Below are 21,595 nucleotides of genomic sequence, written 5' to 3' on the forward strand. Positions count from 1 at the left end.
TCAGCCCTGAAACAATCAGAGTTGCCCGTCGCGATCCCGGAAGCCCAGCAGATACAGCACGCCATCCAGCCCCAAGGTGGAAATCGCCTGCTTCGCCGACTGTTTCACCAGCGGTTTGGCACGGAACGCCACGCCCAACCCGGCAATCGCCAGCATTGGCAAATCGTTGGCGCCGTCGCCGACTGCAATGGTCTGCTCCAGACGCAAACCTTCCTTGTGCGCCAGTTCCTTCAGCAAATCCGCCTTGCGCTGTGCATCGACAATTGGCTCGACCGCCACGCCGGTAACCTTGCCGTCGACCACTTCCAGCTCGTTGGCGAACACATAGTCGATACCCAACTTGGCCTGCAATTGCTTGGCGAAGTAGGTAAAGCCGCCCGACAGGATCGCGGTTTTGTAGCCCAGACGCTTGAGTTCGGCGAACAGGGTTTCGGCACCTTCGGTCAGGCGCAGGGAGGCACCGATTGAATCCAGCACGCTGACGTCCAGCCCTTTCAACAAGGCCAGGCGTTCCTTGAAGCTGGCGCGGAAGTCCAATTCGCCGGCCATCGCCCGCTCGGTGATCGCAGACACCTGATCGCCCACACCGGCAGCCTTGGCCAGTTCGTCGATCACTTCGGCTTCGATCAGCGTCGAGTCCATGTCGAACACCGCCAGACGGCGGTTGCGGCGGAACAGCGAATCTTCCTGGAAGGCGATGTCGACGTTCAGCTCTTGCGCGACGCTGAGGAATTCCGCCCGCAGCGCTTGCGGATCAGCCGCTTCCCCACGAACGGAAAACTCGATGCAGCCCTTGCCCTGATCGGCCGGGGTGTCCAGCGGCATGCGCCCGGACAGACGATCGATGTGGTCGATGTTCAAGCCATATTTGGCGGTGATCGAACTCACGGCCTGCAATTGCCCGGCGGTCACTTTGCGGGTCAGCAGGGTCACGATGTGGCGTGTCTTGCCCTGATTGCCGACCCACTGCTGGTAATCCTCTTCGGACACCGGCGTGAAACGCACCTGCTGATCGAGCTTGTAAGCCGTGAACAGGATGTCCTTGAGCACCGACTTGCCTTGCTCGGTGTCAGGAATTTCAACCAGGATGCCGAATGACAAGGTGTCGTGGATCACCGCCTGACCAATGTCGAGAATGTTCACACCACCCTGGGCCAGAACGCCGGTAATGGCCGCAGTCAGACCCGGACGGTCGACTCCCGTGATGTTTATCAGGACGATTTCGCGCAAGGCGCACCCCCGCAGGTGGAAAAAAACCGCATTCTACCCACATTCAGTGACCATCGGGCACCGTGAGCGCTTTGACGGTCTAGGGCCTGTCGCTATACTGCGCGTCAACTTCACGGACAAAAGAGCCGAGCTCAAGTGAACCGGCCCACGCCAGTAAAAACCGATAACTTCTTTCTGCTGATCTTCCGTGCACTGCGCCACCGCCGTGTACCGATTGCATTGCGCATCGCCAGCCATAACGTGATCCTGGTCGCTCTGGCCCTGGTGATCTATGCCTGTGTGATGGGTTTGCAGTTCAAGCAGGCCATGCACGAGCAGGCGGATGCGCTGGGTGAAAGCCTGACCACCCAGACTGCCACGTCCGCCACGGAGCTGTTGGTGTCCAACGACATCCTCAGCCTCAACGTGCTGCTCAACAACCTGACCAAAAACAAGCTGGTGGCTCACGCCGCCATCTACAGCGTGGATAACCGCATCCTCGCCGAAGCCGGTCAGCGCCCCAAGCATAGCCTGCTGGGCGAAGCCGAAGGCATGTACCAGAGCAAGATCACTTTCCAGGACGTGACCGCCGGGCAACTGCGCATCAGCCTGGACATGGATCAGTTCCAGCAGCCGATGACCATCAGCCTGCAAAGCATGGGCATTTTGAGCGCGATACTACTGGCGCTGTCCCTGGCCTTGAGCCTGCGCCTGGGTCGGCACATCTCCACGCCGTTGCTGCAATTGCGGGTATGGCTGCGCCATATCGACGAATACACCCCGGCCACCGAGCGTCAGGATGAGATCGGCGACCTGGCTCGCCAGCTGCACGCCGACTTCGCGCCAGAGCCCGCCGAGCCGGAACCCGCTCCCGAGCCTGAGTACGACGAAAGCGACTACGAAGACGCGGACGATAACGAGCCAACCTTCGAAGTGCGCAATTTGCGTGACCCGAGTTTCGATGAAACCAAGCCTGTGGCCGGTCTCAAACCTGCGCCACGGCGCATTGTCAGCACCGTTGAAGACGATGATGATGACGATGCATTTGCCGACTTGCGTGATGAATCAGCGTCGACCGCGCCGAAACTGGTAGCCAAACCGCAACTATCGAACGTGCCGCAGCACAGCGCGGTACTGGCCGTGCAACTGGGCGCTCAGGATCAACTGCGTCGTCTGCCCCGCACACGTCTGGAAGAACTGCTCAAACGCTATCGCGACTGCCTCGATCAGGCCGCCTCGCTCTACCAAAGCGAGCTGCACACCCTGAACGATGGCAGCACGCTGATGCTGTTCCACACCGAAGACAGCGGCGACGACTACCTGACCAACGCCATCTGTTGCGGTGAGTTGTTGCGGGCTCTGGGCCATCAATTGCAGATCGAAGTCGCTGACAGCGGCATCACCTTGCAATTGCAACTGGGCCTGACCTTGGGTGACGAGCTGTTCGGTCTGAGCCAGATTGATCTGCTGTTGACCGAAACCGCTCAGGATGCGCTGGCCCTGTCGCAACACAGCCGCAACCTGTTGTTGGTGGAGCGCAAGATCGGTGACGACGCGCTGATCCGCCAGCGCGCACGAATCCGACCGATCGCAAGCCCGGAAGGCGCTTGTTGCGTAGAGCGGCTGATGGAGCCTTATCCGTCGATGCTCGAGCGGCAACTGGCGCGGATGCATGAACGTCGGGCGTAAATAGCCCCGTTATGAAAAAGCCCGCAGACGAGTAATCGTCTGCGGGCTTTTTGTTGCTACCTGATTCTTGTAGCAGCTGCCGAGCCTGCGAGGCTGCGTTCGGCTGCGCAGCAGTCGTAAAATCAGTCCGCGCCAGGGGTCATGCAATCGCGCGAACAGGATTTGCGAGGACTTCGGTCGAGCGCGACCCCGGCTCGAACGCAGCCTCGCAGGCTCGACAGCTCCTACAGAAACAACAAAGCCCGCACATGGTGGGCTTTGTTCTTGGATCAATCCAGGCCTAGAACCTGAACACTTCCATATCGGTCCGGATCGGCGACGCCATCGGGATCTTCGGCTGCTTTTCCGCTTCCGCCGCAGGTGCCGCCGGCTTGGCAGCCGGTTTTTTTGGTGCTTCGGCAATCGGTGGCTGATTGGCCAGCGGCTTGAGCGCCACCGAAAGCTGCTCGGCCAGACGCTGCAACAATACACCCTGAGCCTGAACCTGAGCCGCCGTGCCACCGGCATGCTGTTCCTGCAGGTGAACGATGCGGTTATCACGAACCTGGCCACGACGGTCGATCAGACGCCATTGCGCATCAAGGATCGCCGGTTGCGCCTCACCCGAGTCCAGGCGAGTAATCGTCAGAAGAACCTGCACATCCGGCGTGAAGCCCACGGTCGCTGGCGCCAGCACCACGCGCTGGCTGTCGAGATGACCGGCGACCTGACGCAGCAGCAACTGATCGATATCCGACGACAGGCTACCCGCCCAACGACCATCAGCCGACGCTTGCAGGCTGCCATCCGGCTGTCGCTGCAACAACGTTTCGCGTTGCAGGTAATCAGCTACAGTTACCGGACCCAGCAATACAGCCATGCCCGCGCTTTGCGCAGGCTGAGCCGGACTTCCGCTGTCCAGCTGATACAGCGACACCGGTTGGTGAGTGCTGCAACCCGCCAGGCCAAGAACGCCGGCGAGCATCAAAATAAAAGGAAGGCGCAGAGCAGTCATCGTCCCATCCAGGTGGTTGCCACAAGGCTAACCACAGTGAAAATACTCAATAAATATGAAGAACGCTCGGCCACGCCGGCGCTTGAAAGGCCATATCATCCGTGAATATGCGTTCCGACTCCAGCGCCAAAGCGTCGATCTACGCGTTAAATCGTAGATCGAGCGCTCTAGGACGCTTAATTGAGGTTTTCGACGAGCAGCGCATCTACCCTCTGAAAGCCACGTGGCAATTTGTTACCACGACGTCCACGCTCACCTTTGTAGTGTTCGAGATCGTCTGCTTTCAGTGACAAGGTACGTTTTCCGGCCTGCAGCACCAATGTGGCGCCATCCGGCAGAACGGCGATGTCCGTGACATATTCTTCGCGACTGGCCACACGCTCACCGGAAATCCCGATGATCTTGTTGCCTTTGCCCTTACCTAATTGTGGCAGATCGCTGATTTTGAAGATCAGCAGGCGACCTTCGGTGGTCACCGAGGCCAGCCAGTTTTGCTCACGATCAGCCACTGGCCGCGGCAGAATCACCTTGGCGTTGTTCGGCAGACTCAACAGCGCCTTGCCGGCCTTGTTCTTGGCTTGCAGGTCTTCACCCTTGACCACGAAACCATAACCGGCGTCGGAGGCGATCACGTACAGCGAATCGTCTTCCGGCATCAGCACGCACTCGAAGCTCGCCCCCGGCGGCGGCGTCAGACGACCGGTCAGCGGTTCGCCCTGGCCACGGGCCGATGGCAGCGTGTGCGCGGCCACCGAATAGCTGCGGCCGGTGGAATCGATAAACACCGCAAACTGGTTGGAGCGGCCGGGCGCCAAGGCCTTGAAACCATCCCCGGCCTTGTAGGAAAGCCCGGTGGCGTCGATTTCGTGACCCTTGGCGGAACGAACCCAGCCTTTTTCCGACAGAACGACGGTTACTTTCTCGTTCGGCAGCAGATCGTGCTCGGTCAGGGCCTTGGCTTCGGTGCGCTCGACGATTGGCGAACGACGGTCGTCACCGTAAGTTTCGGCGTCTTTGATCAGCTCGGTGCGTACCAGCTTTTTCAGCTTGGCTTCGCTACTCAGCAGGGCTTGCAGCTTGGCTTGTTCCTTGAGCAATTCATCCTGCTCGGCACGCAGCTTCATTTCTTCCAGTCGCGCCAACTGACGCAAACGGGTGTCGAGAATGTAGTCGGCCTGGATTTCGCTCAGGGCGAAACGCTCGATCAGCGCGGCTTTCGGGTGCTCCTCGGTGCGGATGATGTGAATCACTTCATCCAGGTTGAGGTAGGCGATCAACAAGCCGTCCAACAGGTGCAGGCGACGCTCGACCTTGTCCAGGCGGAATTGCAGGCGACGACGCACAGTCTGGACCCGAAATTCCAGCCACTCGACCAACAGCGCGCGCAGGTTTTTCAGCTGCGGCTTGCCGTCGAGGCCGATGATGTTGATGTTGACCCGGTAGCTCGACTCCAGCTCGGTGCTGGCGAACAGGTGCTGCATCAGCGCGTCGTGGTCAAAGTTTTTGCGTGCGCCCGGAATAATCACGATCCGGCACGGGTTTTCGTGGTCGGACTCGTCTCGCAGGTCTGCGATCTGCGGGGCTTTCGACGGTTTGGCCTGCATCATGGCCGCGATCTGTTCCAGCACCTTGGCGCCAGACACCTGATGCGGCAGCGCGGTGACGATGATGTCGCCGTCTTCGATGTGGTACACGGCGCGCATGCGCACCGAGCCCTTGCCGGTTTCGTACATTTTCAGCAGGTCGGCGCGCGGCGTGATGATTTCCGCTTCGGTCGGGTAATCCGGGCCCTGGATGTGCTCGCAGAGCTGTTCGACCGTGGCTTTGGGCTCATCGAGCAAACGCACGCACGCCGTGGCGACTTCGCGCAGGTTGTGCGGCGGTACGTCGGTGGCCATGCCCACGGCGATGCCGGTGGTACCGTTGAGCAGGATGTTCGGCAAACGTGCCGGCAACACCAGCGGCTCGTCGAGGGTGCCGTCGAAGTTCGGGCCCCAGTCCGCGGTGCCCTGGCCCAATTCGCTGAGCAGCACTTCGGAATAGCGCGACAGCCGCGCCTCGGTGTAACGCATGGCGGCGAAGGACTTGGGATCATCCGGCGCACCCCAGTTACCCTGGCCGTCGACCAGCGTGTAGCGGTAGCTGAACGGCTGGGCCATCAGGACCATGGCTTCGTAGCAGGCCGAGTCGCCGTGCGGGTGGAACTTGCCGAGCACGTCACCGACGGTACGCGCCGACTTCTTGTGCTTGGAATCGGCGTCCAGCCCCAACTCGCTCATCGCGTAGATGATGCGCCGCTGTACCGGTTTCAGGCCGTCGCCGATATGCGGCAAGGCACGGTCCATGATCACGTACATGGAGTAGTTGAGGTAGGCATTTTCGGTGAAGTCAGCCAGTGACCGGCGTTCTACACCGTCCAGGCTGAGATCAAGGGAGTCGCTCATGCGGGCCTCATCGGTTCGTTGTCTGGCGCAGCAGCATGGTGCCACCGCGCTGGGTAAATTCAAGTTTGTTCAGCGCGCTCATACCGAGCAGCACTTGCTTGCCATCCAGGCCTGGCACGACGAGGGCGCGCACATCACGCAGCACAATGTCGCCCAGTTGCAGCCGGTCGATGCGGGTTCGGTAACCCTGGGTGCGACCGTTGGCCGTGCTCAGGGTCACCCCAAAGCCTTTTTCCAGTTTCAGCCGTTCGGCCATTTCCGCCGGGATCGACACGTCGGTCGCCCCGGTATCGAGCATGAAATCCACCGGCTGACCGTTGATCTGGCCGCTGGCAACGAAGTGACCCTGTGTGTTGCTGGCCAGTTTCACTTCGATAAACCCTTCGCCCTGCTCAGAGCTGATGACGGTGTTGGGATTCTGCTGACGCGCTTCCCACTGGCCGAAAAACCGCGTCGCCAGAAACAGCGCCGCGCACCAGGCCAGCACCATAAATACCCGACCGGCGCGTTTTCCCGGCGGCTGCTGACTCATGGCTTGGCACTCCAGCCACCTTCAGGCGCGGCAAAGCGCCAGACAATCGGACGTTCCTCGCCATCGGCGCGGGCATCGTTGTTGTTGTCGGTGCCAATCCACGCGCCCTCGGCGTCAATAATCAACGCTTCGGTCAGGCCGTAAGGATTTTTATAGCGGCGATGCGCCTGCAAGGCTTCATCGGCAAACGACCAGCAGCGCTCGACCTTGGCTGTCACCGAATCACGGCGGCAGATCTGGTAAGCGTTGCGCTCAAGGGTAAACAGCTTGCCGTTGAACAGCGACAGGTCGGCAAAGTCTCGGGACACTGCTTTGGCTCGGGGAAACTGCGCCGGCTGCATTTCTTTCCCGGCCTCGCTCAGCAACACACAGCCACCATCGCAATCCCATACCGTTTGCTTGCGCTTGATCAGCAACAAGCCACGGCTTTGACGCTCGGCGGCGAGCCACAATTGATCGCCCGCCGGATTGATCGCCAAGCCTTCAAACAACGCATTGAAGTGCAACAGCATGCCGCTGGCCCGGGCTTCGCGAATCAGCATCGGCGAGATCTTCAGCCAGGACGATGGCCCAACGGGTGGCACTTGCAGAATCGCAGCATGGGATTCGCTCACGATGTAGCGATTACCGGCGCTGTCGCAGGTGATGCCTTCAAAATCCAGATCCCCACCACGGAAAAACGACGCCACCCAGGTCCGCGAACGCAAGCCCCAGGGCAAACCGCTGTCTGGCACCGGCGGCACGCCGATGCCCACGGTTTCGGCGTGCCATACCCTTTCGTGGGTATCGAGCCGGTAAATCTGATCGTCGTCGCGATCGGACACCGTCCACATATCCTTGCCACACTGGGCCAGCCCGGACAGGTTGCCACCGTGCATACCGTCAACGGGATGCTCGGACAACAGGCGCAGTTCCGGCACCGGTTCGGCAAACACCGAAATCGAGGTCAGAAGTAACGCACACGCCAGGGCAAAGCCAACCCGCATCAGCCAAGAACCTCGGCCAGGTTGCCTTTGGATTCCAGCCAGGATTTGCGGTCACCGGCGCGTTTCTTCGCCAGCAGCATGTCCATCATTTCCGAGGTCGCTTCAAAATCCTCCAGCGTCAGCTGCACCAGACGCCGAGTGTTCGGGTCCATGGTGGTTTCGCGCAGCTGCGGCGGGTTCATTTCACCCAGACCTTTGAATCGTGTGACCTGCGGCTTGCCGCGTTTCTTCTCGGCCACCAGGCGATCGAGAATGCCATCGCGTTCGGCTTCGTCCAGGGCGTAGTAAATCTCTTTGCCCAGGTCGATACGGTACAGCGGCGGCATCGCGACGTAGACGTGACCGGCATCCACCAACGGGCGGAAATGCTGGACGAACAACGCGCACAGCAAGGTGGCGATGTGCAGACCGTCAGAGTCGGCGTCGGCGAGGATGCAGATCTTGCCGTAACGCAGCTGGGCGATGTCCGCCGAGCCCGGATCGACACCGATGGCCACGGCGATGTTGTGCACTTCCTGGCTGGCCAGCACTTCGCTGCCATCGACTTCCCAAGTGTTCAGAATCTTGCCGCGCAACGGCAGGATCGCTTGAAATTCTTTATCCCTCGCTTGCTTGGCCGAACCGCCGGCGGAATCACCTTCCACCAGGAACAGCTCGGAACGCATCGGGTCCTGCCCGGCGCAGTCGGCGAGTTTGCCCGGCAGTGCCGGCCCCGCCGTGATGCGCTTGCGCTCGACCTTCTTGCTGGCCTTCAGACGACGGCCGGCATTGTTGATCGCCAGTTCCGCCAGCAACATGCCGGTTTCCGGGTTGGCGTTGAGCCACAGGCTGAAGGCGTCCTTGACCACACCGGAAACGAACGCGGCTGCTTCACGGGACGACAGGCGCTCTTTGGTCTGGCCGGAGAATTGCGGCTCTTGCATCTTCATCGACAGCACGAAAGCGATGCGTTCCCAGACGTCTTCCGGCGCCAGCTTCACGCCACGAGGCAGCAGGCTGCGGAATTCGCAGAATTCGCGCATCGCATCGAGCAAGCCCTGACGCAGACCGTTGACGTGGGTACCGCCCTGCGCCGTCGGGATCAGGTTGACGTAGCTTTCCTGAACGCTGTCGCCACCTTCCGGCAACCACAGCAGCGCCCAATCGACCGCTTCTTTGTTACCGGCCAGGCTGCCGCAGAACGGCTCGTCTGGCAGACGCTCGAATCCGTTGACAGCGTCCACCAGGTAGGAGCGCAGGCCGTCTTCGTAATGCCATTCGACTTTCTCGCCGGTGGCCTTGTCTTCAAAACTGACCAGCAGCCCCGGGCACAGAACGGCCTTGGCCTTGAGTACGTGCTTGAGGCGGCTGATGGAGAATTTCGGCGAATCGAAGTATTTCGGGTCCGGCGCGAAGAACACGCTGGTACCCGTGTTGCGCTTGCCGACGGTACCAATGATTTCCAGCTCGGTTTTCTTGTAACCGTCGGCGAAGGTCATCTGGTATTCGTTGCCGTCACGCTTGACGCGCACCCGGACTTCGTTCGACAAGGCGTTGACCACGGAAATACCCACCCCGTGCAGACCGCCGGAGAACTGGTAGTTCTTGTTGGAAAACTTGCCGCCCGCGTGGAGCTTGGTGAGGATCAGCTCGACGCCCGACACGCCTTCTTCGGCGTGGATGTCCACTGGCATGCCACGGCCGTCATCGCTGACTTCCAGGGAGTGATCGGCGTGCAGGATGACCTGCACCGAGGTCGCGTGCCCGGCCAAGGCTTCGTCGACGCTGTTGTCGATGACTTCCTGGGCGAGGTGGTTCGGCCGACTGGTGTCGGTGTACATGCCGGGGCGTTTGCGCACCGGGTCGAGGCCCGAGAGGACTTCGATGGCGTCTGCGTTATAAGAGCTAGCGCTGGGAGTGGCCATGGGGTCTCGTCGTCCGCCTGTAAAAAGAGTGTTCTGTGAAATAGAGGCGATGGCTCACAGTGCTGTGAAATCGATCGCCTGATACAAATCTGCGCCGATGCCGGCAAAACTCAGCATTGCCGGCAATTGTTCGGCAAAACCCTGAAAACTATGGTCGCCGCCGGCCTGGATGCGCAAGGCACAGGCCCGGTAGTACTGCTGGGCAAGGCGGTAGTCCAGCGTTTCATCGCCGGTCTGCAACCACACCTGATACCGCTGCGGGTCCTGGGGCGCCGGCACTTCCAGCTCGGCCAGGGCCGTCACGTGGTCGTGGGTCAATTCCCAGGCCTCATCGGTATACAGGTTTTTCTGCGTCCCCAGATACCCGTCGAACATCCGGTGCGGACTGACGGCAGGATTGATCAACAGGGCCTTGAGGCCATGGTGCTCGGCCAGGTGAGTCGCATAGTAGCCGCCGAGTGAGCTGCCGACCAGCAGTGGCCGCCCAAGGTCCTCAATCGCCTTGTTCAGCTGACCGATGGCCTCACGCGGATGGTGATGCAAGGCCGGGACGCGCAACTGATCGCTCAAGCCCAGACGTTCCATCACTTGTACCAACTGCGTGGCCTTTTTAGATGAAGGCGCGCTGTTGAAACCGTGGATATAAAGGATCGAACCAGACATTTGAGCTCCCTGTGCGTCGGGTAAAGAGGCGCAGTTTACAGGGTGTCGGGGGAATCGGGGATATCCGCAGAAATGAGGGTGTCTGTGCCGACGCCTTCGCGAGCAAGCCCGCTCCCACATTTGACCTGCGGTGTACACACTCTGTGAACACCCGAGATCCAGTGTGGGAGCGGGCTTGCTCGCGAAAGCCGCGACTCGGTCCTGTTGAATGACAAAAAAATCAATAGCCGTTGGAGCCGTAGTCGACCTCAAAGTCGAAGCCGGTAACGCGTTCCACGCCGGTTTCGAGCTGGCCATCAGGCAACAGCCGCAACCAGCGATACCCCGGCGCCTGGTCACTGACCTTGAAATCATCACTGCCCGGTTCGAACTGAATACACGTCGAAGGCGAGGCAATCAGCCGCACACCCTTGCGAACCTGGTCGATCTCTTGATGCACATGCCCCCATAAAACCGCGCGCACCTGCGGAAACCGATCCAGCACGGCAAACAACGCGTCTGGGTTGCGCAATCCAATCGGCTCCATCCACGCACAGCCGATCGACACCGGATGATGATGGAAGCACACCAGATGATGGCGCTCCGGCGCCTCACTCAACGAACGGGCCAGCAACTGTAGCTGCTCATCCTGCAAATACCCCGGCACCGAACCCGGTACGGCCGAATCGAGCAACGTGACACGCCAGTTACCGACATCCACCACTGGCTCCAGCAACGTGCTCTGCACAGCGGCCTCCGCCATGATCCGCGGCTCATCGTGGTTACCGGGAATCCAGCGCGCCGGCGCATCGAGCTGCCGCGTCAGGTCGCGAAACTGCTGATAGGACTCCAGCGTCCCGTCCTGAGAAAGATCGCCACTGGCAATAATCAGGTCGATCTGCGGCTGCTGAAGCCGCACCAGTTCGATGACTTTTTGCAGGCTGTCACGGGTATTCATGCCCAACAACGTCCCGTCCGTTTCGGCAAACAGATGACTGTCGGAAAGTTGCACCAGCAACGCCGAATCGGCGGTGGTCAATGTGGATACGCTCGGCAAGGCGTTCTCCCAGGGCTGAATCACGGGATGGATGAGTACCGCGATTATGCTGGGGGATGATCAAAAGGGGAAACTTGTGAAGCTGACGCAGTTCACATCTATCGCACGACGGCGTACTCGTGTCCGCAGGCCAGGCAATGGCTCAGCCATTCGCCCAGAAACATATTCAGCTGGGCCTTTTCGTCCGGCTGATGCATTGAGGCATTCGGGTAAGGATAGATGCCGCGAAAGCGTCGCGCATGTTCGGCGCTGACGACTTCGGCCATGCACGCGTCGTGATAGACCTGGACTTCCAGTTGCGGCACCGGCAGCCACGGCAGGCTGTGTTCCTGGCGCACTTGCAGGGTTGTGGTATACGGACAGACTTGCAGCACTTCGAGGGCCAGCACGCCGAGCATCTGGTCGCCGTGGGTCACGGCAATGCGCCGTGCCTCCGGCTCGTTGCGCATGTCCGGCAACAGTCGCATCAGGCGCGCGTAGTTGGCCTCGCAGGAGGCTTGCAGCCCCACAAGGTCAACCCGATAGCGATCGCGCAGTTTGTTTACGACCATAACCCCCTCACTTCAGCGCGGTTCAAAGCTAGCCATTGCAAGGCAATGATGCTGGCCGCGTTGGCAATTCGTCCGTCGCGTACGGCCTGCAGGGCATCTTCGAACGCCCAGACCGTGACGCGGATATCTTCTGCTTCTTCCTCCAGCCCATGCAGGCCGCCGACGCCGGTGCTGTCGCAACGCCCCAGGTACAAGTGCACAAATTCATTGCTGCCGCCCGGCGATGGAAAGTATTTGGTCATCGGCCAGAGCGCCCCGAACACAAGCCCAGCTTCCTCCTGCGCTTCGCGGTGAGCAACTTCTTCCGGTACTTCATCCTTGTCGATCAGACCGGCGACCAGTTCGATCAACCAAGGATTATCAGTCTTGCCCATGGCGCCGACGCGAAACTGCTCGATCAACACCACTTCGTCACGTTGAGGATCGTACGGCAGCACGCACACTGCATCGTGGCGAACGAACACTTCACGATTGATCTCGCGACTCATGCCACCGGCAAACAATTCGTGACGCAAGTGCACACGCTCGAGCTTGTAGAAGCCCTCGTAGCACTTTTCGCGCCGAACGATATCAACGGCGGTCGGAATGGCGTTGGCAAAATCAGTCATGACAATCCTCGTTTACTGCAAATCCGATCCGAGGCTCCTTTTTGTTACTTGCAACCTCGACTTCGCGCCATCCTAACGCGCCCGTGACCTTTGATGCAGCCCCTTTACAGTCAGCGGGATAGACGGTGAGGGCGAAACCAACTCTAATTAGCTTAGTGGCGAACTGACTGCTTCGTTGAGAGTCGAAGCGGATAACTTTTCGCCTTTCCCTGTTTTATGAAGGACGCCCATGTCGCTTTTTAAAATCGCCTCCGTGGCTGTAATCGCCCTGACCCTGGGCGCCTGCCAGAGTTTGTTCCAACCCAACTACCGGACGCCGCTGGAAACTACCCGCGACGCTTCCGAACAGCTGAAACCGGGTTGCACAACACCTGACTGCCCGCTGGTGAACATCGATACGCTGCGCTTCCCCGCCGAACCGCAGTTGGACGGCATCATCGAAAAACGCCTGCTGCAAATGACCCGCACCTCGCCCGACGCCCCGGTGGCGCCGACGCTGGCAGCGTATCGCGAGCAGTTTTTGAGCAGTGCCGGCCCGCGCTACAGCAGCTATCTGCAAGCCAAGGTACGTGAGCAGCATGACGGCTTGGTGATCGTTGAATTTTCCAGCTACCTGGACACCGGCGGCGCCCATGGCACGCCAGGCCGCAGCTTCATCAACTATTCGCGCCAGCAACACAAAGTGCTGACGCTGTCGGACATGTTGGTGCCGGGGCAGGAAGAGGCGTTCTGGAAAGCTGCGCAGGTGGCGCACAACAGCTGGCTGATCAGCACCAAGCTCGATCAGGAACCGGAGTTCGTGAAGCAGTGGCCGTTCCAGAAAACCCAGAACGTGGCGCTGACGTACGGCGGGGTGATCCTCAAGTACGAAGTGAGCACCATCGCACCTTACGCGCTGGGTCACGTCGAACTGAAGATCCCTTACCCTCGCCTGAACGGCATTATCAAGCCCGAGCTGTTTCCTGGCCGTAACTGAAGGCCCGACCCAGCACGAGTTGCAGCAGCCCTGCCAGAATCAGTGACGGCAGGGTTGCGCCGATGTCCGGATACAGATTAGCCAGCAAATGATAGGTGCTCACTCCGCCCAACCAGGCGAGCAACGCCGGCCAGCGCAATGCGGCTGACGCCATGCGAGCACCGCGTTTGCGCAGGATGAAGTGATCCACCAGCACCACGCCGAACAGCGGCGCAAACACCGAACCGATCAACAGCAGGAAGTTCTGGTACTGGGCCAATGGCGCCAGGCACGCGATCAGTGTGCAGATCACGCCGATGGCCAAGGCCAGGTGCTCGACTTTCAAGCGCAACAGAATTCCGCTGGAAACGGCCGCCGAGTGAATGTCGGCGAAGGCATTTTCCGACTCGTCCAACAGGATCAGCAGCAGCGGAATCCCCAGACCTGCACCGGCCAACGCCAACAGCAAGGCATTCACTTCACCGCTCGGCGCGAACGCCAGGGTGTAGGCCACGCCGAGGCTCATCAGCCAGAAGTTACCGATAAAGAAACCCAGCGCCGTGCCGCCAAACACATTTTTCGCACGCTTGCCGAAACGCGAGTAGTCGGCAATCAGCGGCAACCACGAAAGCGGCATGGCGATGGCAATGTCGAAGCCCACGGCGAACGGCATCGAACCATCACCGGCCTGCGCCCACAACGCCGCCAGATCGGCTTTGGCGAACAGGTTCCAGGTCAACCAGATGCACGCGGCCAGCAGCAACCAGATGCCCCACTTGCGCAGGATCTGACGGACGAATGTCAGCGGACCACTGACGGCCAGCAAAGTAGCCAAACCACCAAAGAACACGGTCCAGAGCAGCGGATTGGACAGCAGACTGCCTTCGCTGAACGCCCGCGCGCCGAGCAGGCTGGCGGCGTCGCGCATGACGATGATTTCGAACGAGCCCCAGCCGATCAATTGCAGCAGGTTCAATACGGCAGGCAGGCTAGCGCCTTTTGCACCGAGGCTGAGTTTGAGTGCGGCCATCGATGACAGGCCGGTGTCGCTGCCGATCACGCCGACGGCGGCCAGCAGCAAAACGCCGACCAGGGTGCCGAGGAAGATTGCCAGCAACGAGCCGGACAGGCCCAGACCTGGCGCGAGCAGTGCGCCGGTCTGCAGGACCATCAGGCCGATGCCGAGGGAGAACCACAGGGAAAACAGATCGCGGCCGCCGAAGACACGTTTGTCGATCGGAACCGCAGAATCCGGGGAGTAAGTGCTGGGTTGAATGCTCAAGGGTGTTATCTCAGAGGGACATTTTTTGTTGTGTAGATCGCTATCGCCAGCAGGCTGGCTCCCACAGGGGACTTGTGAACACCACAAATCCAGTGTGGGAGCCAGCCTGCTGGCGATGGGGCCCTTTCAGGCCCCACCTTTTCAGGTCAGATCAAACCTTCTTGTACAGCTGACTGCCTTCCTGTTTGAACCGCTCGGCCTGGTCCGCCAATCCCTGGGCGACTTCGGCGTCGACGGTTTCGATGCGCTGGTTGGCCGCGTATTCGCGGACTTCCTGGGTGATCTTCATCGAACAGAATTTCGGCCCGCACATGGAGCAGAAGTGCGCGACCTTGGCCGAATCCTTCGGCAGGGTCTCATCGTGATACGAACGAGCAGTGTCCGGATCAAGGCCCAGGTTGAACTGGTCTTCCCAACGGAACTCGAAACGCGCCTTGCTCAAGGCATTGTCGCGGATCTGCGCGCCCGGATGCCCTTTTGCCAGATCGGCGGCATGCGCGGCGATCTTGTAGGTGATGATCCCGGTCTTCACGTCATCCTTGTTCGGCAGACCCAAGTGCTCCTTCGGCGTCACGTAGCAGAGCATGGCGCAACCGAACCAGCCGATCATCGCCGCACCGATACCCGAGGTGATGTGGTCGTAGCCTGGCGCGATGTCAGTGGTCAGCGGGCCGAGGGTGTAGAACGGCGCCTCGTCGCAGCATTCCAGCTGCTTGTCCATGTTCTCTTTGATCAACTGCATCGGCACGTGGCCCGGGCCTTCGATCATGCACTGCACGTCGTGCTTCCACGCGATCTTGGTCAGCTCACCGAGGGTTTCCAGCTCACCGAATTGTGCAGCGTCGTTGGCGTCGGCAATCGAGCCCGGACGCAGGCCGTCGCCCAGCGAGAAGCTGACGTCGTAGGCCTTCATGATTTCGCAGATGTCTTCGAAATGGGTGTAGAGGAAGTTCTCTTTGTGGTGCGCCAGGCACCACTTGGCCATGATCGAACCACCACGGGAAACGATGCCAGTGACGCGTTTGGCGGTCAGCGGCACGTAGCGCAGCAACACGCCGGCGTGGATGGTGAAGTAGTCGACGCCCTGCTCGGCCTGCTCGATCAGCGTGTCGCGGAACAGCTCCCAGGTCAGGTCTTCGGCGGCGCCGCCGACTTTTTCCAGGGCCTGATAAATCGGCACTGTACCGATCGGCACCGGCGAGTTACGGATGATCCACTCACGGGTTTCGTGAATGTGCTTGCCGGTGGACAGGTCCATGACCGTGTCCGAACCCCAGCGAATGCCCCAGGTCAGTTTCGCCACTTCTTCTTCGATGGACGAACCCAAAGCACTGTTGCCGATGTTGCCGTTGATCTTCACCAGGAAGTTACGGCCGATGATCATCGGTTCCAGTTCGGTGTGGTTGATGTTGGCTGGAATGATCGCGCGACCGCGGGCGATCTCGTCACGGACGAATTCAGGGGTGATGATTTTCGGCACGCTGGCACCGAAGCTGTGACCGGCGTGTTGCTGGTCCAGCAGGCCAGCGGCGCGCGCCACTTCAAGTTTCATGTTTTCGCGGATGGCGACGTATTCCATCTCGGCGGTGATGATGCCTTTGCGAGCGTAGTGCATCTGGCTGACGTTGGCACCGGCCTTGGCCCGGCGCGGGTTGTTCACGTGGGCGAAACGCAGCTTGGTCAGCTCGGCATCGGCGAGGCGTTCCTGGCCGAAGTTGGAACTCAGACCCGGCAGACGCTCGGTGTCGCCACGGGACTCGATCCACGGCGAACGCACATCGGCCAGGCCTTTGCGCACGTCGATGATGACGTTGGGGTCGGTGTAAGGGCCCGAGGTGTCGTACACAACGACAGGCGCGTTGACCTCGCCGCCAAAGTCGGTCGGCGTCACATCAAGGCTGATTTCGCGCATCGGCACGAGGATGTCCGGGCGAGAGCCCTGAACATAGATTTTTTGCGAGCGGGTAAACGGCTGAACCGATTGCTGATCGACTTGGGCCGAATCACTCAGGTTCGTAGTGTTTTTTAGTTTTATCGTCATCACGGGCTCTCCAGACACACATCCAGGCAGTGGATTTTTGTCGGAGCGAACCTGTAAACGAATGGACGCACGGGCGCTGGGGAAACCAGCAGTGCTGTGCTCAGTGCTCGAGGGGTGTTCGATTGTCGAACAACATCCCGGACGAAGCACAAGAGGACTCGCCGGGTGACGAGAAATCTTGTTCCCTACGCAGGCGCTAACCTGATCAGGTTCAACGGGATCCGAAATTATTCGATCTCAGCCTCATAGCAAGGCACCCCGACAAGAACCCGGCCAGTCTAGACACAACTGGCAAAGAACGCCAACACCGCGGTAAACACCATGATGAATGGCGTAATTACAGGATTGTTGCGGTCGTTGCGCACAACTACACTCGCAACCCATACCGCACCTTGACGCTGTATGAGCCGCGCCGTAGCCTTGGCGCTCAAATTATCAGCGTAATTTTTTAGGGATGGCCTCATGCTGCGCAAACTCTCACTGGCCCTTGCCGTGTCTTGTGCGTCCAATGGAATGGCCTGGGCAGCAGAAGCGCCCTTATCGACCAAGAACGATCTGGTCAGCGTCTATCAGGAAGCGGTGGACAACAACGCCGACCTTGCTGCAGCCATCGCTCAATATGGCGCTCAGAAAGAAGTCGTACCCCAGGCCCGCGCCGGGCTGCTGCCGAACCTCTCCGGCGGTGCCGAAGTGGCCAACGTGCGCACCTCGATCGATCAGCCTTCGTCCACCTTCAGCCGCAATGCTCATTCGTATCAGGCAACTCTTGCGCAACCGCTGTTTCGAGCCGATCGCTGGTTCCAGTTTCAGGCCGCCAAGGACGTTAATGAACAGGCTGCGCTGCAACTCTCGGCGACCCAGCAAAACCTGATCCTGCAGACAGCCGAAAGCTACTTCAACGTATTGCGCACCCAGGACAACCTGGCCTCGACCAAGGCCGAAGAAGCCGCATTCAAACGCCAGCTCGATCAATCCAACGAGCGCTTTGATGTCGGCCTGTCGGACAAGACCGACGTGCTGCAATCGCAAGCCAGCTACGACACCGCACGAGCCAACCGGATCCTCGCACAGCGTCAGGTGGATGACGCGTTCGAAGCCCTGATCACCCTGACCAACCGTCAGTACAACTCGATCTGGGGCATTGCCCACACTCTGCCGATCCTGCCGCCATCACCGAACGACGCCAAAGCCTGGGTCGATACGGCGGCCAAGCAGAACCTCAACTTGTTGGCCAGCAACTACGCCGTCAGCGCCGCTGAAGAAACCCTCAAGCAGCGCAAGGCCGGCCATGCGCCGACCCTGGATGCAGTGGCGAAGTATGAAAAAGGCGATAACGACGCCCTGGGTTTCAGCAACCCGAATGCCTTCGGCGCGCCTTACAAGGGTAACGTCGACCAGACCACCGTGGGCCTGCAGCTGAACATCCCGATCTACAGCGGCGGCCTGATCAACTCCCAGGTGCGTCAATCGTATGCGCAACTGGATCAGTCCGAACAGCAACGGGAAGCCCTGCGCCGGCAAGTGGTGGAAAGCACCCGCAATCTGCATCGCGCAGTGAACACTGACGTTGAACAGGTGCAGGCACGCAAGCAGTCGATCATCTCCAACCAGAGCGCCGTGGAAGCGACCGAAATCGGTTATCAGGTGGGAACGCGAAACATCGTCGACGTACTGGATGCGCAGCGTCAGCTGTACACCTCGGTGCGCGACTACAACAACACGCGTTATGACTACATCCTCGACAACCTGCGCTTGAAGCAGGCCGCGGGCACCTTGAACCCGGGGGATTTGCAGGACCTCGCGCGTTACCTCAAGGCCGACTACAACCCGGATAAAGACTTCCTGCCGCCGGATCTGGCGAAGGCTGCGGCGGCGCAGTTGAAGGCAAATCCGACGCAATAAAAAAGCAAAAGATCGCAGCCTCGTTTCACTCGGGTAGGAGCTGTCGAGTGAAAAGAGGCTGCGATCTTTTTATGTCAAGCGACTCGGTCTAACGCTCGATCAACCGCCCCAACCCATCCAGCAACCGCTGCAACGCGCCCTGATTGGTGCGCATCACTTTCAACCCTGCCTCCGCCATCCGCTGCGCATCGCGCGGCAACTCGAACAGCCGCTGCACCGCCAGCGCCAGACCTTCGGCATCCTCCACTTCCTGCAACGCCCCGGCGTTGCGCAGTTGCGCGGCGATTTCGAGGAAATTGAACAGGTGCGGCCCGCTCAATACCGGTTTCGCCAGAGCCGCCGGTTCCAGCAGGTTATGCCCGCCGTTCGGCACCAGACTGCCGCCGACAAAAGCGCTGTCAGCCAAGGCATACAGAAACAGCAGCTCACCCATGGTGTCGCCCAGCAGCACCGACGTACCGGCGGTGACGGGTTCGCCAGCGGAACGACGGACCGTGGCGAAACCCTGCTGCCGACACAACTCGAACACCGGGTTGAAACGCTCTGGATGGCGCGGCACCAGAATCAGCAACGCATCGGGATGATTGGCCAGCAACTGACGATGAGCCGCCAGCACCACTTCGTCTTCGCCTTCATGCGTACTGGCCGCAATCCACACCGGGCGCTCCTGCGCCTGCCATTGCGCGCGTAACTCGGCGGCACGCTGAAGCAGTGCCGGGTCGATGGTCAGGTCAAACTTGATCGAACCGGTCACTTCCACGGTTTGCGAACGTGCCCCCAAATCGCGGAAGCGCTGCGCCTCGGCCTCGGTCTGCACCGCGAACAGGCTCATCTCAGCGAGCATCGGCTGAGTCAGCTTACCGAAGCGGCCATAGCCCTTGGCCGAACGCTCGGACAGTCGCGCATTGGCCAGGGCCACGGGAATCCCGCGCCTGGCGCACTGATGGATATGGTTCGGCCAGAGCTCGGTTTCCATGATCACCGCCAGTTTTGGCTGGACCCGATCAAGGAATCGCTTCGCTGCGCAAGGCAAGTCGTAAGGCAAATAGCAGTGCTGGATGCGCGGCTCATTGGCGAACAGTGCGTGGATGCGCTCCGAACCGGTCGGGGTCATGCAAGTCACGGTAATGGGCAACTGTGGATAACGTTGCAGCAAGGCGCGAATCATCGGCGCCGCGGCAATGCTTTCTCCCACTGACACCGCGTGCACCCAGATGCCGCCCGTTTTCATCGCCGGTAACCCGAGGGAGAAACGTTCGCCAATGCGTTTGGCATACGCCGGCGCCTTGCGCGCCCGCAGCCAAAGCCGAATCGCTACCAGTGGCAGCCCCAGGTAAAACAGCGCGGTGTAGAGAGTTCTATTCATGGCGGCGGAGTTTATCGGCTTTTTTCACCAATCGTCTGCAAGTGCACAGCAAAACGTTCGGCCAACCAACGAGCTGCCGGCCCCAGAGGTTCATCGCGGCGCCAGACCAGCTCCACCACCAGCGCTGGCGGGGTCCATTCGCTGACCAGTTCGACCATCAGGTCCTGATAGGCCGGGTACTGCACCACGTGGCGCGGCAGCCAGGCCCAACCGAGTCCGCGCACCAGCCATTCAGCCATCACGTAAAAACTGTCGGCCCGCCAGACTTGCGGGCTGGCGGGTTCGCTGCCGGGATAGACACTCGACTGTGTGGACATCAGCAACTGACGATGCTGCGCCAGTTGCTGACAGTCGACCTGAGCCTGTTTCGCCAGTGGGTGGCCGACGCCGCACACCGTGACCATTTCGACGCTGCCCAACACCCGCCGCTCGAGCGCTTCGGGAATCTGATCGTGATAAAACAGCAACCCCAGATCGGCCCGACGCTCCACCAGTTTGCGCGCCACATCGCCCTGGGCGGCACTGGTCAATTGCACTTCAAGGCTGGGAAATTGTTGAGCCAGGGCTTCGAAGCTTTCGATGATCGGCTGATAGGGCATCGCCTCATCCTGGGCTACACGCAAACGCGCCTCCTGGCCGCGCATCATGGCCAGCGCCCGACCGTTCAGGCGTTCGCATTGGCGCAGCACTTCCCGCGCCTCATCCAGCAATGCGTTACCGGCCTCGGTGAGTTTCGGCTGGCGGCCGCTACTGCGGTCGAACAGGCTGACACCCAAGTCCTCTTCCAGCAGCGCAATCGAACTGCTGACCGCCGACTGCGCCTTGCGCTGATCCCGCGCCACCGCAGAAAACGAACGCTGCTCCGCTACGCTGACAAACAGCCGCAGCTGCTCCAGATTCCATTGCGTGTTCATGGTTCAACCCATCTTCAGAACAGATAGGTAATGACTTTACCGCATCTGGAGAATCTCTAAAATGCCGACCTCAGAAAGCAACACTTCACACGAGGATGCACCTATGACCGCTTACTACTACCTGGCCATTGCCATCTGCGCCGAAGTGATCGCCACTGTTTCGATGAAAGCGGTCAAAGGCTTCAGCACCCCGCTGCCGCTGATTCTGGTTATTGTCGGCTACGGCATCGCCTTCTGGATGCTGACGCTGGTGGTGCGCAGCGTTCCGGTGGGCGTGGCTTACGCGGTGTGGGCCGGCATGGGGATCGTGATGGTCAGCGTCGCGGCGCTGTTTATCTACGGGCAGAAGCTGGATGTGCCGGCGATGCTGGGGATGGCGTTGATTGTGCTCGGCGTCGTAGTGATCCAGCTCTTCTCCAAAACCGCCGGCCACTAAAGCCGAAACACGATTCATTGTGGGAGCGGGCTTGCTCGCGAAAGCGGTGTGTCAGTCAACATTTGTGTCGACTGGCACACCGC

At 60.2% G+C, this 21,595-nt stretch carries 18 protein-coding genes and 1 riboswitch; of the genes, 4 read left to right on the plus strand and 14 right to left on the minus strand.

The features are described from left to right. Positions 1-15: 15 nt before the first annotated feature. The gene (gene serB, locus KGB23_RS16185) at positions 16-1,230 is read right to left on the minus strand and encodes a phosphoserine phosphatase SerB (RefSeq protein WP_223431795.1); all 1,215 of its coding nucleotides are present in this window, start codon (positions 1,228-1,230) and stop codon (positions 16-18) included. Between the two features lie 135 nt (positions 1,231-1,365). Between serB and KGB23_RS16190 the strand changes: the two genes are divergently transcribed. Continuing rightward, a complete protein-coding gene (locus KGB23_RS16190; RefSeq protein WP_223431796.1) occupies positions 1,366-2,898 on the plus strand; it encodes an AhpA/YtjB family protein in 1,533 nt (510 codons plus the stop codon). Positions 2,899-3,178: 280 nt separating this feature from the next. Here the strand turns inward: KGB23_RS16190 and KGB23_RS16195 are convergent, their stop codons facing one another. The 9 genes from KGB23_RS16195 to KGB23_RS16235 all read right to left on the minus strand — a co-directional run bounded on the left by KGB23_RS16195 (position 3,179) and on the right by KGB23_RS16235 (position 12,616). After that, the gene (locus KGB23_RS16195) at positions 3,179-3,892 is read right to left on the minus strand and encodes a membrane integrity-associated transporter subunit PqiC (protein ID WP_223431797.1); all 714 of its coding nucleotides are present in this window, start codon (positions 3,890-3,892) and stop codon (positions 3,179-3,181) included. A gap of 176 nt (positions 3,893-4,068) precedes the next feature. After that, a complete protein-coding gene (parC, locus tag KGB23_RS16200) occupies positions 4,069-6,336 on the minus strand; it encodes a DNA topoisomerase IV subunit A (RefSeq protein WP_046056739.1) in 2,268 nt (755 codons plus the stop codon). A 7-nt stretch (positions 6,337-6,343) separates the two neighbouring features. Then, positions 6,344-6,868: a TIGR02281 family clan AA aspartic protease gene (locus KGB23_RS16205; RefSeq protein ID WP_095127420.1), complete on the minus strand. Its 525-nt coding sequence runs from the start codon at positions 6,866-6,868 to the stop codon at positions 6,344-6,346. Continuing rightward, positions 6,865-7,854, minus strand: coding sequence for an esterase-like activity of phytase family protein (locus tag KGB23_RS16210; protein WP_223431798.1), 990 nt, complete (start codon positions 7,852-7,854; stop codon positions 6,865-6,867). Before KGB23_RS16210 ends, KGB23_RS16205 begins: the two co-directional genes overlap by 4 nt. After that, positions 7,854-9,758 carry a DNA topoisomerase IV subunit B gene (gene parE / locus KGB23_RS16215; protein WP_150656652.1) on the minus strand — a complete coding sequence of 635 codons (1,905 nt, stop codon included), beginning with the start codon at positions 9,756-9,758 and terminating at the stop codon, positions 7,854-7,856. The genes KGB23_RS16210 and parE overlap by 1 nt, the downstream gene beginning before the upstream one ends. A gap of 54 nt (positions 9,759-9,812) precedes the next feature. Then, complete coding sequence (locus tag KGB23_RS16220; RefSeq protein WP_223431799.1) at positions 9,813-10,421, minus strand: YqiA/YcfP family alpha/beta fold hydrolase; 609 nt, start codon at positions 10,419-10,421, stop codon at positions 9,813-9,815. Between the two features lie 220 nt (positions 10,422-10,641). Next, positions 10,642-11,457 carry a 3',5'-cyclic-AMP phosphodiesterase gene (gene cpdA / locus KGB23_RS16225; protein ID WP_223431800.1) on the minus strand — a complete coding sequence of 272 codons (816 nt, stop codon included), beginning with the start codon at positions 11,455-11,457 and terminating at the stop codon, positions 10,642-10,644. Between the two features lie 98 nt (positions 11,458-11,555). Continuing rightward, a complete protein-coding gene (locus KGB23_RS16230; RefSeq protein ID WP_008153350.1) occupies positions 11,556-12,008 on the minus strand; it encodes a DUF1249 domain-containing protein in 453 nt (150 codons plus the stop codon). Beyond that, positions 11,999-12,616 carry an NUDIX domain-containing protein gene (locus KGB23_RS16235; protein WP_223431801.1) on the minus strand — a complete coding sequence of 206 codons (618 nt, stop codon included), beginning with the start codon at positions 12,614-12,616 and terminating at the stop codon, positions 11,999-12,001. Before KGB23_RS16235 ends, KGB23_RS16230 begins: the two co-directional genes overlap by 10 nt. Before the next feature lie 229 nt (positions 12,617-12,845). Here KGB23_RS16235 and KGB23_RS16240 point away from each other — a divergent pair, with 229 nt between their 5' ends. Beyond that, entirely contained in the window at positions 12,846-13,592 is a 747-nt protein-coding gene (locus KGB23_RS16240; protein ID WP_095127425.1) for an RsiV family protein, read from the plus strand. Here KGB23_RS16240 and cytX read toward each other — a convergent pair. Together cytX and thiC are read right to left on the minus strand one after the other, a co-directional pair. Continuing rightward, a complete protein-coding gene (gene cytX / locus KGB23_RS16245) occupies positions 13,561-14,853 on the minus strand; it encodes a putative hydroxymethylpyrimidine transporter CytX (RefSeq protein WP_223431802.1) in 1,293 nt (430 codons plus the stop codon). The genes KGB23_RS16240 and cytX overlap by 32 nt on opposite strands. A gap of 151 nt (positions 14,854-15,004) precedes the next feature. After that, positions 15,005-16,894, minus strand: coding sequence for a phosphomethylpyrimidine synthase ThiC (gene thiC / locus KGB23_RS16250; protein WP_150656657.1), 1,890 nt, complete (start codon positions 16,892-16,894; stop codon positions 15,005-15,007). A gap of 165 nt (positions 16,895-17,059) precedes the next feature. Next, a riboswitch (TPP riboswitch) is annotated at positions 17,060-17,165 on the minus strand. 191 nt (positions 17,166-17,356) lie between these two features. Between thiC and KGB23_RS16255 the strand changes: the two genes are divergently transcribed. After that, positions 17,357-18,796 (plus strand): TolC family outer membrane protein, encoded by a 1,440-nt coding sequence (locus KGB23_RS16255; RefSeq protein ID WP_223431803.1) that lies wholly within the window; start codon positions 17,357-17,359, stop codon positions 18,794-18,796. An 88-nt stretch (positions 18,797-18,884) separates the two neighbouring features. On the opposite strand, the gene waaA is transcribed toward KGB23_RS16255, so the two are convergent. Both waaA and KGB23_RS16265 read right to left on the minus strand, forming a co-directional pair. Further along, entirely contained in the window at positions 18,885-20,162 is a 1,278-nt protein-coding gene (gene waaA, locus KGB23_RS16260) for a lipid IV(A) 3-deoxy-D-manno-octulosonic acid transferase (RefSeq protein WP_223431804.1), read from the minus strand. Between the two features lie 11 nt (positions 20,163-20,173). Further along, entirely contained in the window at positions 20,174-21,076 is a 903-nt protein-coding gene (locus KGB23_RS16265; RefSeq protein ID WP_008146219.1) for a LysR family transcriptional regulator, read from the minus strand. A 103-nt stretch (positions 21,077-21,179) separates the two neighbouring features. Between KGB23_RS16265 and KGB23_RS16270 the strand changes: the two genes are divergently transcribed. Beyond that, positions 21,180-21,512 carry a DMT family transporter gene (locus KGB23_RS16270; protein WP_008027887.1) on the plus strand — a complete coding sequence of 111 codons (333 nt, stop codon included), beginning with the start codon at positions 21,180-21,182 and terminating at the stop codon, positions 21,510-21,512. Positions 21,513-21,595: the final 83 nt, after the last annotated feature.

The organism is Pseudomonas sp. GL-B-26 (assembly GCF_019947405.1).
Lineage (GTDB): Bacteria > Pseudomonadota > Gammaproteobacteria > Pseudomonadales > Pseudomonadaceae > Aquipseudomonas.